Origin of the sequence: Gelidibacter sp. (genome assembly GCF_035515035.1) — a bacterium.
GTDB lineage: Bacteria > Bacteroidota > Bacteroidia > Flavobacteriales > Flavobacteriaceae > Gelidibacter.
Genome location: NZ_DATJCA010000152.1, coordinates 87649 through 103023, shown reverse-complemented (window position 1 = coordinate 103023; position 15375 = coordinate 87649). Strand labels below are relative to the sequence as shown.

13 protein-coding genes are annotated in these 15375 nt (G+C 36.7%); 9 read left to right on the top strand and 4 right to left on the bottom strand.

Features of this window, described 5'->3' with window-relative positions:
• Together VLZ86_RS12530 and VLZ86_RS12525 are read right to left on the bottom strand one after the other, a co-directional pair.
• Entirely contained in the window at positions 1 to 1890 is a 1890-nt protein-coding gene (locus tag VLZ86_RS12530) for a sodium:proton antiporter (RefSeq protein ID WP_325451833.1), read from the bottom strand.
• Between the two features lie 126 nt (positions 1891 to 2016).
• Positions 2017 to 2373 (bottom strand): DUF202 domain-containing protein, encoded by a 357-nt coding sequence (locus VLZ86_RS12525; RefSeq protein ID WP_325451831.1) that lies wholly within the window; start codon positions 2371 to 2373, stop codon positions 2017 to 2019.
• Positions 2374 to 2536: 163 nt separating this feature from the next.
• On the opposite strand from VLZ86_RS12525, the gene VLZ86_RS12520 reads away from it, so the two are divergent.
• The 6 genes from VLZ86_RS12520 (at position 2537) to VLZ86_RS12495 (ending at position 9955) form a co-directional block, all read left to right on the top strand.
• Positions 2537 to 3400 (top strand): MBL fold metallo-hydrolase, encoded by an 864-nt coding sequence (locus VLZ86_RS12520; RefSeq protein WP_325451829.1) that lies wholly within the window; start codon positions 2537 to 2539, stop codon positions 3398 to 3400.
• A gap of 12 nt (positions 3401 to 3412) precedes the next feature.
• Positions 3413 to 5029, top strand: a complete 1617-nt coding sequence (locus tag VLZ86_RS12515) for a S8 family peptidase (protein WP_325451827.1) — start codon at positions 3413 to 3415, stop codon at positions 5027 to 5029.
• 16 nt (positions 5030 to 5045) lie between these two features.
• A complete protein-coding gene (locus VLZ86_RS12510; protein WP_414652557.1) occupies positions 5046 to 6938 on the top strand; it encodes a M1 family metallopeptidase in 1893 nt (630 codons plus the stop codon).
• Between the two features lie 76 nt (positions 6939 to 7014).
• Positions 7015 to 7398, top strand: a complete 384-nt coding sequence (rnpA, locus tag VLZ86_RS12505) for a ribonuclease P protein component (protein ID WP_325451825.1) — start codon at positions 7015 to 7017, stop codon at positions 7396 to 7398.
• Positions 7399 to 7415: 17 nt separating this feature from the next.
• On the top strand, positions 7416 to 9050 hold the full coding sequence (locus tag VLZ86_RS12500) for a S41 family peptidase (protein WP_325451823.1): 1635 nt from the start codon (positions 7416 to 7418) through the stop codon (positions 9048 to 9050).
• A gap of 71 nt (positions 9051 to 9121) precedes the next feature.
• Positions 9122 to 9955 (top strand): OmpA family protein, encoded by an 834-nt coding sequence (locus VLZ86_RS12495; RefSeq protein ID WP_325451822.1) that lies wholly within the window; start codon positions 9122 to 9124, stop codon positions 9953 to 9955.
• On the opposite strand, the gene VLZ86_RS12490 is transcribed toward VLZ86_RS12495, so the two are convergent.
• Positions 9952 to 10395, bottom strand: a complete 444-nt coding sequence (locus tag VLZ86_RS12490; RefSeq protein WP_325451820.1) for a GNAT family N-acetyltransferase — start codon at positions 10393 to 10395, stop codon at positions 9952 to 9954. The genes VLZ86_RS12495 and VLZ86_RS12490 overlap by 4 nt on opposite strands.
• Before the next feature lie 95 nt (positions 10396 to 10490).
• The gene (rpiB, locus tag VLZ86_RS12485) at positions 10491 to 10925 is read right to left on the bottom strand and encodes a ribose 5-phosphate isomerase B (RefSeq protein WP_325451818.1); all 435 of its coding nucleotides are present in this window, start codon (positions 10923 to 10925) and stop codon (positions 10491 to 10493) included.
• A 1035-nt stretch (positions 10926 to 11960) separates the two neighbouring features.
• Here rpiB and rnr point away from each other — a divergent pair.
• The 3 genes from rnr (at position 11961) to VLZ86_RS12470 (ending at position 15324) form a co-directional block, all read left to right on the top strand.
• Positions 11961 to 14195 (top strand): ribonuclease R, encoded by a 2235-nt coding sequence (rnr, locus tag VLZ86_RS12480; protein WP_325451816.1) that lies wholly within the window; start codon positions 11961 to 11963, stop codon positions 14193 to 14195.
• Between the two features lie 42 nt (positions 14196 to 14237).
• Positions 14238 to 14534, top strand: coding sequence for a YbjQ family protein (locus tag VLZ86_RS12475; RefSeq protein ID WP_325451814.1), 297 nt, complete (start codon positions 14238 to 14240; stop codon positions 14532 to 14534).
• Positions 14535 to 14649: 115 nt separating this feature from the next.
• On the top strand, positions 14650 to 15324 hold the full coding sequence (locus tag VLZ86_RS12470) for a head GIN domain-containing protein (protein WP_325451812.1): 675 nt from the start codon (positions 14650 to 14652) through the stop codon (positions 15322 to 15324).
• Positions 15325 to 15375 lie beyond the last annotated feature (51 nt).

Below are 15375 nucleotides of genomic sequence, written 5' to 3'. Positions count from 1 at the left end.
TCAATTCTTTTCGTTTGGGGCTTTTTCTTTGTCCTTATTTGCTGTCTTTTCTTTCTGAATTTTCTCTACATCATAGGGTTTTCCTAAATAAACCAATTGCCATCCTTCGGTAAATTTTTCATCATCTTGGTTGACATCTGAAATGATGTGCAATACTTCTGATTCGTCCTTCAAAAACATCGGAATAATGTCATCATCCTTTCCACTCAATTCAATCAAACTTTGAAGATGCTCTTTATCTTGAATATCTATTTCATGAATGGAAGGGTGTTTTCTTGTCGTTTCGGTCAAGGAGATAAAATCATCGGTTTGCATAAAAATATGTTCCTTAGGCACGTAATCAGGATCACTTAATTCATCCGAAGTAATCAACCTGAAGACCCCATTTTGACCAAATTCTTCACCAAACCTATTGATGGCAAATTGATTGATATCAGAATTTCCAGTCAAGGCAATAATATAGCCGATATCATTCAACTCAATATTATCTTCCAAAGAGGCTTCGTACACATTGGAAACAATGCCCTCCAAGCCCAATTCCCTTGCTTTTGAAATATTGATTTCATTATTATCAAGAAGCACGACGCGTCGTCCATTTTTCTGTAAGTAGTTACCAATGAGTCGAGAGGATTTAGACGCTCCAATAATTAAAATACCGTTTGCTTTTTTAAGAAACACACCCAATAATTTTGCGATATAACGTGCAGTTGTAGCGTTCAGAATGACGGTTCCCAATACAATCATAAACACCAAAGGTGTAATAAATTCAGCATCTTGAACGCCATTTTTTGCCAACTTCAATCCAAATAATGACGCAATTCCTGCCGCAACAATTCCTCGTGGACCTACCCAACTTATAAAGACCTTTTCATTAAATTTTAGTGAGGAATTATAAGTACTCCAAAAAACACCTATCGGTCTTAATATAAACACCACAATGGCAAAAAGTGCCACCATATTCCAATTGAGCACCAGCCTTAAATCTTCCATATTGATGTTGGCCGCGAGTAAAATAAATAAGATAGAAACTAATAAGATGCTTAAGGATTCCTTGAAATACAACAGTTCTTTTAAATAAGGTGAATTGGAGTTACCCAAAACCATGCCCATGACCACAACGGCCAATAGCCCGGATTCATGTGCAAAGATATCAGCCAATACAAAGACGCCCAACACACTGGCCAGGGCAAAAACATTCAGCAAATAATGCGGAATCAAACGCTTGTTCATGATAAAATTGAGACCATGTGCAAATGCAAATCCGAAAGTACTTCCAAACAAGACAATTTTTCCAAACTCAATGAACGCAGTTTTCGTAAAGGCGCCGCCAACATCCACACTGATAAATTCAAACACCAATACGGCCACTAAAGCACCAATAGGATCAATGAGTATGCCTTCCCACCTCAAAACGGCAGAAACGTCCTGTTTTAAAGGTATATGACGTAAAATAGGAGTGATAACGGTTGGGCCGGTAACCACTATAAGTGCCGAAAAAAGGAAAGACATTTCCCAGCTGAGATAAAAAATATAATGGGCTGCAACTGCACCACCAAAAAAGGTGACGGTAGAACCAATGGTGATCAATTTTGTAATCACTGGTCCAATGTTTTTGATCTCTTTAACCCGTAAGGTCAATCCACCTTCAAATAGAATAATACTTATGGCCAAGGACACAAAATAAAAAAGGCTTTCTCCAGGAAAAAGGCCCTTTTCACCATTATAAATGGGCTGGATCCATTTCGTTCCATCACTTGAAAGATATTCAGCAGCAAATGGACCCACCAAAAGACCTATTAAGATTAAAGGAAGAATCGCCGGGATTTTCAACTTCCATGCCACCCATTGCGCCAAGATACCTAATATGACAATTCCTGATAGTTCAACCATATACTGTTTTTACCTTTGTTAATATGGTAAAGTTATTTTTTTTGTCTTAAGAACCCCAAAATATATCATAAAAAATGAATTGGGATGGTAGAAAAGTCAGTGGAATAACGGTTTTTGGCACGCCATTTATTTCTTATTCCGGCTTTGTGCTTCTGAATTGTAGTATAATGTTTTTAAGCTTCTTTTAAGCACCGTAAAACGATAGATTCCGATAATAAAAAAGATGGCGCTAAAAAATAAAGACAACATGGCCAAGTATTTAAAATCCGGAAAACTCTTTAATTGAAAAAAAGCAATCCCGCCCAACATCAAATAGAGTGACGATCTAATGTAAGACAATAAGGTCCGCTCATTTGCCAATCGGGTTCGTTCTATAGCAAGATAGTCTCTTAAAATAACCTCTTGATCTGGTTTGAAATCCCGTCCGAACCTCAAAAGTTTGATTTTGCTTAGCTTTAAAGATGCTGGAACAATTCTTTTCATAAATCTTTTTTATAAAATTAGAATAATTTTCAGTGCTTTCAAATTTTATGAGTCGTAAGTTCGCTTCTATATGTTAAAAAACAGCCAATATCATTGCTGAAAACGGACAAATTTTAAGTGTTTTAGTAATTTGCAGCTTTAACGATCGCCTAAAGTAACAACTATGCAACTATATCCTATTGAATCTGGTAATTTCAAACTTGATGGTGGTGCTATGTTTGGTGTTGTCCCTAAATCACTATGGCAGCGTACCAACACCCCCGATGCCAACAATATGATTGATATTGCGGCACGTTGTTTATTGATTGAAGATGGTAACCGACTCATCCTGATTGATACAGGAATGGGAAACAAACAAAGTGATAAGTTTTTTGGCTACTACTTTTTATGGGGAAATGACTCCATTGATAATTCCTTAAAACAATATGGATTTCATCGGGATGACATCACGGACGTGTTTATGACCCATTTACATTTTGATCATTGTGGTGGTAGCATCCAATGGAACAAAGACAAAACCGGATACGAACCTGCGTTTAAAAATGCCCATTACTGGAGCAATTCTGAACATTGGCAATGGGCAACCCAACCCAATAATCGTGAAAAAGCATCCTTTTTAAAAGAAAATATCCTTCCGATGGAAGAAAGTGGCCAACTTAAGTTTACGTCACTTCCTGAAAATCGCTTACTAAAAAACTCAGAATTGGGCTTCGATATCTTTTTTGCCGATGGTCACACCGATAAGCAAATGATTCCGCTCATCACCTATAAGGATAAAACCATCGCTTTTATGGCGGATTTACTGCCAACCGTTGGCCATATACCTTTGCCTTTTGTTATGGGATATGATACCAGACCGCTATTGACCTTAGATGAAAAGGAACTCTTCCTTAATACCGCAGCGGACAAAAATTATTATCTCTTTTTGGAACACGATGCCCACAACCAAATCATCACGGTAAAACATACGGATAAAGGCGTCCGTTTGGATCAAACCTTTACTACAAAAGACATTTTTACAACTTAATATTTAGATCTCATGAAATTTTTTAAATCATTCGCTATTGTTGTTTTTACAGCAAGTACCCTCTTTAATTGCGGTTCATCTTCTGGCGTGATTTCAACACCGTTGGAAAACATTGACTCGCTGCCCTTAAAAACTTCTGAATTGACCGAAGCTGAAAAGCAACATTGGGGCCATTTGGACCTGAAAAAGGATACCATTCCCGGGATGAGCGTTGACCGAGCCTACGATGAAATTATCAAAAACAAAAAAGGAAGTACCGTTATTGTCGCCGTTATTGATTCAGGAATTGATATCGACCATGAAGATCTTCAAGGTGTGATCTGGACCAATAAAAAAGAAATTCCGGGTAATGGAATAGATGATGATAAAAACGGATATGTTGATGATGTCCATGGGTGGAATTTTTTAGGTGATGGTTATAACGAACAGTTGGAATATGTACGACTATTGGCCAGTGGCAATACATCACATCCACGCTATGCAGAAGCAAAAGCAGAGCGTCAAGCCGAATACGAAAAATACTCGGGTATCAAAACCAACTATGAGCAGTTTTTACAACAAATCACCAATGCTGATGATGCTTTGGAAAAGGAAACCAAAAAGAAAAACTACACGAGAGAAGATGTAGATGCCATCAGCACCAACAATCAAACCTTACAACAATACATCGCTATTGCAAAATACGTGTACACCATGGACTTTGAGAGTCTTAAAGCAGCTAAAAAAGATATCAGTGAAGGTTTGGAAGACATTAAAGCTCGATTGAACTATAACCTCAATGTCGATTTCAGAGGACGTAAAACAGGAGATAATCCTGATGACATGGTAGAAAAATTTTACGGGAACAATAACGTCAAACCGAAAAAACCTTCCGAAAGCCACGGCACACATGTTGCCGGAATTATTGCCGCTGTAAGAAATAACGGAAAAGGAGCAAATGGGGTTGCCAACAATGTAAAAATCATGAGCGTTAGAGCGGTTCCAAACGGCGATGAATATGATAAGGATATCGCCTTGGCCATTAGATATGCAGCTGATAATGGCGCCCATATTATCAACACAAGTTTTGGAAAATACTACTCCCCACACAGTGACTGGGTTAGAGATGCCATTGTTTATGCAGCCTCAAAAGATGTCTTGATTGTCAATGCCGCGGGAAATGAAGGTGCAGACCTGGATACCAAAGACGTATATCCAAATGACGCGATCGGAACTGGTCCTGAAATTTCTGATAATTTTATAAGTGTGGGATCATTAGATTCAAAATATGGTTCTAGTATGATTTCAAGTTTTTCAAATTATGGAAAAATAAACGTGGATATTTTTGCTCCAGGGGGGGATATCTATTCAACCTATCCTGAAAACACTTACAAATCCATTGGTGGAACCTCTATGGCCTCTCCGGCAGTTGCAGGAATTGCAGCATTGATTCGTTCTTATTATCCAAAACTGACCGCGCCACAGGTTAAAAAAATAATCCTGGATTCTGGACTGGCACTCACAAACAAAGTTATCGTTGGTGGAAAAACATCTGACGTAAGACCGTTCAGTGCGCTTTCAAAATCTGGAAGAATTGCCAATGCTTATAACGCTATGATTTTAGCGGAACAAACAGCAAATAACCTCTAATTAAATGGTATTTAAAATGAAAATCAGTATTGCATTAAGTCTTAGTTTGCTTTTGTTAATGCCGCTTACCAAAGGCCATTCCCAAAACGAGACACCACCATCTTCAAAACCACATTATTGGCAACAACATGTGGACTATACTATGGCTATTGATATGGATGTCAAAACCTACAAATATACAGGTACGCAAAAATTGGTATATACCAATAATTCACCTGATGTTTTAGATCGGGTATTTTATCATTTGTATCCAAATGCCTTTCAACCGAATAGTGAAATGGATGCCAGATTACAAAGCATTCCAGATCCTGATGGGCGAATGGTGAATAATCTAGGCACCAAAGCAGCTCCCATTTATGAAAGTAGAATCAGTAAATTAAGTCCGGATGAAATAGGATATATCAACGTGACTTCCTTGACTCAGGATGGCAAGAAAGTCCGTCATGAAACACAGGGCACCATTTTGATCGTTACTTTGGACAAACCGATCCAACCGGGAGAAAAGACCACTTTTGATATGGTTTTTGATGCCCAAGTGCCTGTCCAAATCCGCCGTTCTGGAAGAAACAATAAAGAAGGGGTGGCATTATCCATGTCGCAATGGTATCCTAAATTAGCAGAATATGATGACGAAGGATGGCATGCCGATCCGTATATTGCGAGAGAGTTTTATGGAGTATGGGGAGACTTTGATGTCAAAATCACCATCGATAAAAATTATACTATTGGTGGCACAGGATATCTTCAAAACCCGAATGAAATTGGGCACGGTTATGAAACTGGAACCGTAAAAAAACAAAAAGGAAAAACCTTGACCTGGCATTTTAAAGCACCAAACGTTCACGATTTTACCTGGGCTGCAGATCCGGAATATATCCATGACACACTTCAGGTTGAGAATGGACCGCTTTTGCATTTTTTATATAAAAAAACGATGCCAGCGGCCAATCTAGAAAACTGGAAAATATTACAACCTGTTACAGAGCAATTGATGCAGTATTTCAGCACCCACGTTGGCGACTATCCTTACGATCAATATTCCGTGATACAAGGTGGTGATGGGGGCATGGAATACGGAATGTGCACCCTTATTGTTGGTGAAGGTACCATCAGTGGTTTGATAGGCGTGACGGCGCATGAATTAGCACATAGCTGGTTCCAATTTGTATTGGCGAGCAATGAGAATAAACATTCTTGGATGGATGAAGGTTTTACTACCTATATTCAAGATAGAGCGTTAGATGCCATTACGGGCACCAATAGCGATAATCCGTTTACTGGATCATACCGTTCTTATATTTCATTGGCCAATTCTGATAGGGAACAACCACAAAGCACCCATTCTGATCGGTACGCCTATAATCGCGCATTCTCTATTGCATCTTATAGTAAAGGATCCATATTTCTAAGTCAGTTGGGCTATATCATAGGCGAAGAAAATTTAGATAAAACCCTTAAGCAATATTATAAAGAATGGGCCTTTAAGCATCCAAAACCTATGGATTTCATTAGGATTGCCGAAAAAGTTTCAGGGATGGAATTGGATTGGTACTTAACCGATTGGACCCAAACTACAAACACCATTGATTATGCGGTAAAGAATGTAGATTCTGAGGGCAATAAAACAACCGTGACCTTTGAACGTATTGGATTAATGCCAATGCCATTGGATGTAGAAATAAGTTATGCCGATGGTTCAAAAGCAGCCTACCATATTCCATTACGAATGACTAGAGGCGTTAAACCAACACCCAATACAACAACAGTTTTACCAAATTGGGCTTGGGCACATTCATTCTATACTTTTGAAATTGACAAACCTAAAAGTGCTATAACGTCCATCACCATTGATCCGAGAGGATATATGGCAGATGTCAACAGAGAAAATAATGTGCTAAAAATTAATTAATCAACGCACTCACTTATAAAAAACCGCTTCCAACAGGCGGTTTTTTTATTCCACAAAGCCTTACCTTTGATGTCCTATGGATCAGTCGTATAAAAAAATAGAAAAACTTAAAGGTCAAAAGCTTATTGAAAAGCTATTTTCTGAAGGCAACTCTGTTGTTGCTTATCCCTTACGATTGGTCTATTTAAAGACCAATTTTGACACGCCTGTAAAAATAAAGGCAGGTGTTTCGGTTAGCAAACGGAATTTCAAAAAAGCGGTGGATAGGAACAGAATAAAACGCTTGATGAGAGAGGCTTATCGCCTTAATAAATCGAAGTATTTTAACAACATTCCTGATCAATATGCGTTTATGATTTTGTACATTGGTAAGACCCAAACCGATTTTGAAACCGTTTCAAAAAAAATGAATACGCTGATGGACGCTTTTTTAAAACAACAATCCCTCCCAAAACCCTAATTTTTGAGACTAAGATTATGAAAAAATTATTGACCAAAAAGATAGTGCTCCCTATTTTTATAGGTGTTTTATTTATCACCGGATCCGCATTTAAAAATGATTTCTTTGAAATTGCCAAACAAATAGAAATTTTTACAACGCTATTTAAAGAAGTCAATATGAATTATGTTGACGAAACAAATCCGGCAGATTTGATGGATACGGCCATTAAAAGTATGCTCCAGGATTTGGATCCTTATACCAATTTTTATAATGAACAGGATGTAGAAGCATCAAGAATTAACAATACTGGTGATTATACAGGCATTGGAGCCAGTGTATTGACTTTAAAGGATAAACTGGTCATCATAGAGCCTTATAAAGGTTTTCCAGCAGATAAGGCGGGATTAAAGGCAGGTGATGAGATCATCAAGGTAGATAATACCGTGGTTGCAGATTTTAGCGATGATGCCGGTAACTTATTGCAAGGCACTGCAGGAACAACAGTAGATGTAACTTATGTCCGCCAAGGAAAAACCCAAACGGCATCCATTAAACGTGAAGCCGTAGAAATTCATGCCGTTCCACATTATTCTATGATTGATGATAAAACGGGGTATCTCGTATTGCGTAAATTCAATGAAAAAGCCTCGTCAGAAACCATTAAAGCCATAAGAGATTTGAAAACCCAAGGGGCAAAACAGATTGTTTTAGACCTTAGGGGAAATTTGGGAGGTTTATTGAATGAAGCTGTAAATGTGACCAATATTTTTGTCCCTCAAAATCAATTGGTAGTGACCACAAAATCAAAAGTAGATAAATACAATAAAACCTATTATACCCAAAAGGAGCCAATTGACACAGAAATTCCAGTAGTGGTCCTCATTGATGGCAAAAGTGCCTCAGCAAGTGAAATTGTTGCCGGCGCCTTACAGGATTTGGATAGAGCAGTGGTTGTAGGTGCAAGAAGTTTTGGAAAAGGTTTGGTACAACGTCCAAAACCCTTGGTTTATGGCACGCAATTAAAAATTACAATCTCACGTTATTATACGCCTTCAGGACGCTGTATCCAGTCTTTGGATTATTGGAATAGAGATGAACTGGGCAAGGCCACACGTGTAAAAACCGAAAATTATACGGCCTTCAAAACCAAACGTGGGAGAACGGTTTATGATGGTGGCGGGATCCAGCCTGATGTGGAACTTGGTATTACTAAATTAAGTCCTATTACAAGTGCCATTGTCAACGAAAACCTCATTTTCGACTTTGCAACGCAATATTATTATTCCCATCAAGTCACTGATTTAAAAACCTTTGAATTGACGGATGCGGATTTCAATGCCTTTAAAGAGTTCTTGAAATCAAATAATTTTACGTTTGAGACCAAAACCGAAAAAGCATTTGACGATGCCCTTTTAGTCGCCAAGGAAGAAGCATTAAACAGTGTGATTGATACACAATACAATACCTTATTAAAAACACTCAATACCTATAAATCAGAAGCAATTGATGCCAACAAAACACAACTCATGGGTTTATTGGCAGAAGAGATCGTAAAACGCTATTTTTATAGAGAAGGGATGTACGCCTATTATATTGCCCATAATACAGAAATCAAAAAAAGTGCTGAAATCCTTAAAAATCCATCTACTTATCTAAGTTATCTTCAATAAATTCCATACATCGATAAGAAAATGAGATTCTTGAAAAATTAGTTATATTTAATCTTTCAAGAGACTAAACTATGCAAAAAATCTTCTTCTTAGGTTTTCTTTTCTCCCAAATTATCTGGGCACAAGAAGAATTGAAGCACGAGGTATTTTTTAAAACGGATGCTTACGATGTATCCGATACCGAACACAGCAGATTATTATTATTTCTATCAGATATTGAATCCTTAGACATCGAGAAAATTTCCATCTATGGCTTTACGGACGATCGGGGCAGTGCGGAATATAATTTGGTCCTCTCGCAGAATAGGGCCAACAGCATTAAAACCATCTTTTCAAATAATGAGTTTGATGAATCCATTATCACAAATGTAGATGGCAAAGGAAAAATCTTACTAAAACTCATCAAAGAAGAAGATGTTAGTAAAATAAGGGGATTGAACCGAAAAGTGGAAATTATTGTAACCCCATTTTTTCCTCCGAGACCTGAAATTGTCACCAAAACAAAAACTGCCAGTGAAACTTTGGCAGGAGATATAAAGATTGGGGACTATATTCTATTGGATAATATTCTCTTTAAAACAGGTTACAGCTATTTACTTCCTGAATCTATAAAAACCTTGGAAGAAATTTCTAAAGTACTGCTCAAAAGAGAGGATATTTATTTTACTATTCAAGGCCACGTATGCTGCACGCAAAACAGTAGGGACGCCATTGATAGAAAAACTAAAAAACGAAATTTATCCTTAGCTAGAGCGCAATATATTTATAATTATTTGGCTAAAAAAGGCGTGGATCCGAGGCGTATGAAATATGTGGGGATGCGACGTAAATTTCCACTTGGAGGCGAAGCAAAATATGACCGACGCGTAGAAATTTTAGTAACTTATGTGAACGAAGTCAATTAACTTTTTAGCATCCCAATATGAGGAATCCCATCTTCCAGATAGCCCTCACCAACTTCTACAAATCCTAAATTATTATAAAAGCGCTTCAAATAGGTCTGTGCAGAAATTTTAATTTTAGTTTCGTCATAGACCTCTTTAATGACCTGTATAGAAGCTTTCATAATATCATAACCGTAGTTTAAATGTCGTTCTCCCGCTTTAACCAGAATCCTTCCTATGCTTGCAAACTCAAAATAATCATTGGGTTTAAAAAGACGTGTATAGGCAACTAATTGATCATTTTTAAACCCCATAACATGTAAGGCATTTTGGTCCTTACCATCAATATCTTGGTAGACACAATTTTGCTCTACTACAAAAATTTCGCTTCGCAATTGTAAAATGGCGTAAAGCTCGTCAATGGAAAGCTCTTTGAAAGTTTTGGTTTTGATGTTTAGCATGAGCTATCTTATAAGATCTGGTCTATCGGTTAAAAAATAAAAAACAACCTATTTTAAATCCTTTATATAATTAGTCGAAGAGTTGCGACACTAAATTAGTGTTGCACAGGAATTTTTTTAATTCGGTTTTCGTGTCTACCGCCTTCAAACGCCGTATCTAAAAAGGTATCTACCATTTCAAGCACTTGGGGCAATGCTGTAAATCGTGAAGGAATACTCAAAATATTCGCGTCGTTATGTTGTCTAGCCAAAGCGACAATCTCCTTAGTCCAACATAAGGCAGATCGGACACCTTGATGCTTATTTGCCGTCATATTGGCGCCATTCCCGCTGCCGCAGATAATAATTCCGTAAGTAACTGTTTTATCTTCCACATCCTTAGCTACAGGGTGCACAAAATCTGGATAGTCCACACTATCATTACTGTTGGTACCATAATTATTAACGGTATATCCTTTCTTTTCCAGGTGCTTTATAACAGCTTGTTTATATTCGGTTCCCGCGTGATCATTACCAATTGAAATTCTCATTTTTAATGTATTTTGTTTAGCCGATAAAGTTAGTAAATGCACCTTAATAAAAAGATATATTTGTACTACTATATCAGCACCTTTAAGCGTTGTTAACAATTGGCAAACTTCTCTTCATTACCTGTTGATATCTTGTGGCTAATTTCTAATAGAAATATTTCCAAATTCCATTTTTTTTTGCAACCAAGGACATAAACCATAGAGCCTAAAATTTAACCCATTTTTTGCTGTTCAGTTATCACCATAAAATGAGGCGCTATGAACATAAAAAATCAATAATCTTATAGGGAATATGATGTTCAGTCCAGTTATGGACAGTTGTTGATAACTATTGGACTAAGCTTTATAATCAATGAGTTCCTTCTATATAACATGTTAACTACTCCTTGATGGATTGTCAATAACCACATTCCAAAGTAAAACCGAATAAAGTTATAACGGTTATTAACAAGCTATCATAACCACCATTATTTTTTTTAAATTTTAATAAAAACTGATTATTATATATATAAATGTGGATAACTGTTTTTATATCCAAATCTGAGCCATTTTATTGAAATCCTATTCCCAAAGAAACAGCGGTAAAGAGTCAAAATTATAATACTTAGCTATGGAGATCCTGTGGTTATTCTCAAATTCCACATCTGAATTTATTGAAAATAGAATTGAACGGGGGTTCAGCACTCAAATAATCCACGTCCTTTAGAAATAAAGTCCAATTGGTTTCAGAGAAAAAGGACATTCACATTGTGTTTCTAACAATTCAAAAGGTCTTTATTTTACTGAAATACAGATTAGCCAAGGCAAGATCATCAATGTTTATATTGAACTAAATTCTATTAAAGTCCTATTAAATAATAGAGGTTTACATTATTTTAAGAGCATTTTTTCGTTAACTTATGCTTAAATACGAATAAATTCATATTAAAAACGTAGTTTTGTAAAACTTAATTACCAATCTTCTCCTTTAATTAAGTTACGAATAACTGAATTTCGCTAACTTTAGAAATTCAATAAGATTACATTATAAAATAAATGACAAAAAAAAGAAGAAAGGGATCATCAAATAAGATCTCTAACCTAACAAATACAATTCTAAGTATTTTAAAAAAAGATAGAAATCAATCCTTCAATTACAAACAAATTGCTGCTAAACTTGAGGTGGATGATGCTTCTAGCAGAAATCAAATCATAAAAAAACTTCAAGAACTCCTGGCTAAAAAGGAAATTGAAGAAACAGAACGTGGCAAATTTAAGGCCGTTGTTACTACAGAATATCATACAGGAATTTTGGATATGGCCTCAAGAGGGTCAGGATATATCATTAGTCCAGACTTTGACGAAGATGTCTATATCGCTTCAAATAACATCAATAAGGCTTTAAATGGCGATGAGGTGGAATTTTATGCCTATAAACGTCGGAAAAAAGGAAAATTTGAAGGTGAAATCACCAATATTATCAAACGTGCCAAAAGTGAATATGTGGGTGTTATCCAAATTCACGATAATTATGCTTTTGTAGTGGTCAATAGTACCAAAATGTACACCGATATTTTTGTGCCGATCAATAAAATCAATAAAGCTGAAGATGGTGATGTTGTGCTTGTCTCTCTAGAAAGTTGGGAAAAAGGCGAAGATTCACCTAAAGGAGCTGTATTAAAAGTGTTGGGAAAACCTGGAGAACACAATACTGAAATCCACGCCATTTTAGCGGAATACGGGTTACCTTACGAATTTCCTCAGGATGTTGAAGACTATGCCAATTCCTTGGATACCTCCATCAGTCCAGATGAAATTGCCAAGCGTCGCGACATGCGAAAAGCGCTCACGTTTACCATTGATCCAAAAGATGCCAAAGATTTCGATGATGCCTTATCCTTTGAAGTATTGGATAATGGCTTATATGAAATAGGAATCCATATTGCTGACGTATCCCATTATGTGCAAGAAGGCACAATCTTGGATGATGAAGCCTATGAACGCGCAACTTCGGTGTATTTAGTGGATAGAGTGGTGCCAATGCTTCCTGAAGTTCTTTCCAATAATGCCTGTTCCTTAAGACCTAATGAAGAAAAATATACGTTTTCGGCTGTGTTTAAGATGAATGATGAGGCAGAGATTAAGGAACAATGGTTTGGAAGAACGGTCACTTACAGTGATGCACGTTTTTCTTACGAAGAAGCACAAGCCATTATTGAAAACAATACAAATAGTCCTTCACAAAAGGATATCTCTTCCATTGATACGCTAATTCCTCAAGACATTGCTATTGAAGGAAAAGAATATCAAGCGGACAAAAACGTAGGCTACGCTATTTTAAAAATGGATGAAATGGCAAAGATCATGCGCGGTAAACGTATGAGAGAAGGTGCTATTTCATTTGATAAAGTAGAAGTGAAGTTTGATCTGGACGAAGAGGCCAATCCGATAGGGGTGTTTTTTAAGACCAGTCAAGATGCCAATAAGTTGATTGAAGAATTCATGTTGCTGGCCAATAAGAAGGTAGCCGAATTTATAGGCAAACAATCCCCAAAAAAGACTTTTGTGTACCGTGTGCATGATGAGCCAGATGCCACAAAATTAGCGACACTTCAAGGGGTTGTTTCGAAATTTGGATATAAATTAAATTTCAAGGATCGCAGTAGTATTGCTTCTTCCTTAAACGGATTATTACGCGATGTTCAGGGTAAAAAGGAACAAAACTTAGTGGATACCTTGACCATCAGAACGATGAGCAAAGCGGAATATACGACGCACAACATCGGGCATTATGGTTTGGCGTTTGATTATTATACACATTTTACATCTCCTATCCGTAGGTATCCTGATGTGATGGTTCACCGGTTATTGCAACATTATCTTGATGGCGCAAAATCGGCAAATGAAGCTATCTATGAGGAAAAATGTAACCATTCCAGTAATATGGAAAACCTCTCTACCAAAGCAGAACGTGATTCTATAAAATACATGCAGATCAAGTATATGGAAAACCATAAAAACGAAGAATTTGTGGGAGTTATTTCTGGCGTGACCGACTGGGGAATTTATGTGGAAATCATTTCCAATAAATGTGAGGGTATGGTATCTGTAAGGGATATGACTGATGATCATTATGAATTTGATGAGACAGAATATGCATTGATTGGGAAAAAATCCGGTGTAAGTTATCAACTTGGTGAAGAAGTGGTGGTAAAGGTGAAAAATACAGATTTAGTTAAAAAACACCTTGATTTTACGCTGATTGGAAAACCTCAAATTATTCAATTGTAACAATTCTACAGTAAGTTCTACTGATACATTAAATTTAAATTTATGATCCTCACCACAACCAACTCCATAGAAGGGTTTAAAATATTGGAATACAAGGGCATTGTTTCTGGAATTTCAGTGAATGTCCAAAAAATGAAAATGACTTTTAATATGGAAAAATATTATCAGGCCATTGCGGAAAGTATGAGCATGGTCAAAGAACAGGCATTTCAACAATTACAGGACAATGCAAGAAAATTGAATGCCAATGCTATTGTGGGAATCAAAGTGGATATTGAATTGACCACGACCAATTATGTGACGGTTTCAGTAACGGGAACGGCAGTAACTGTCGCTTAAAATTGCAGTTTTTTCACCAGAGTCGTTTTATCCTCCAAAGCTTTCCGTGATTGATAAGACCATTTGTTATTCATATGATGATTTGATAAAGTTTACAGGAATTAAAATATTAAAAATGAAAATATTACTATCGATAGTGTCACTTTTTTTAAGTGTAAGTGCGATTGCACAACAAGACCTTGAGATGAATTTGGGCGATTTTAAAGAAATTAAAGTCTATGATATGATCAATGTTGAATTGGTTAAATCTGATGACAATAAGGCCATCATTTCTGGCGATAATAAAAGTGATGTTGAATTGGTCAATAAAAATGGCACTTTAAAAATAAAAATGCGTCTTGGAGAAAGCTTTGTAGGCAACAAGACTACAGTCCGTTTATATTATAAAAATATTGCTATCATTGATGTGAATGAAGGGGCTTATGTGTCTTCTGACGGTATATTTCAACAGTACAAAATAGAATTGAGAGCCCAAGAAGGCGGGGTGATAAAAGTACCTTTAGAAGTCACCGATATTCAGGTTAAAGCGGTTACTGGTGGTGATATTGAAGTTTCCGGAAAGGCGGATAGACAGGATATTTCCATTAATACTGGTGGAATTTTTCGAGGGAAATCACTAGAATCGGAAGCTACTTATGTAGCCATAAGAGCTGCTGGGGAAGCACATATCAATGCTTCTCGATTGGCAGATATAAAAATTAGGGCAGGAGGTGATGTTTATATTTACGGCAATCCAGAAACGGTCAACGAGAATAAATTATTTGGCGGTCGTATCAATCGGATGGATTAGAACGCCACTAAGTTCATTAATCAGTGAGTATATATTAATATATCCCTAGCT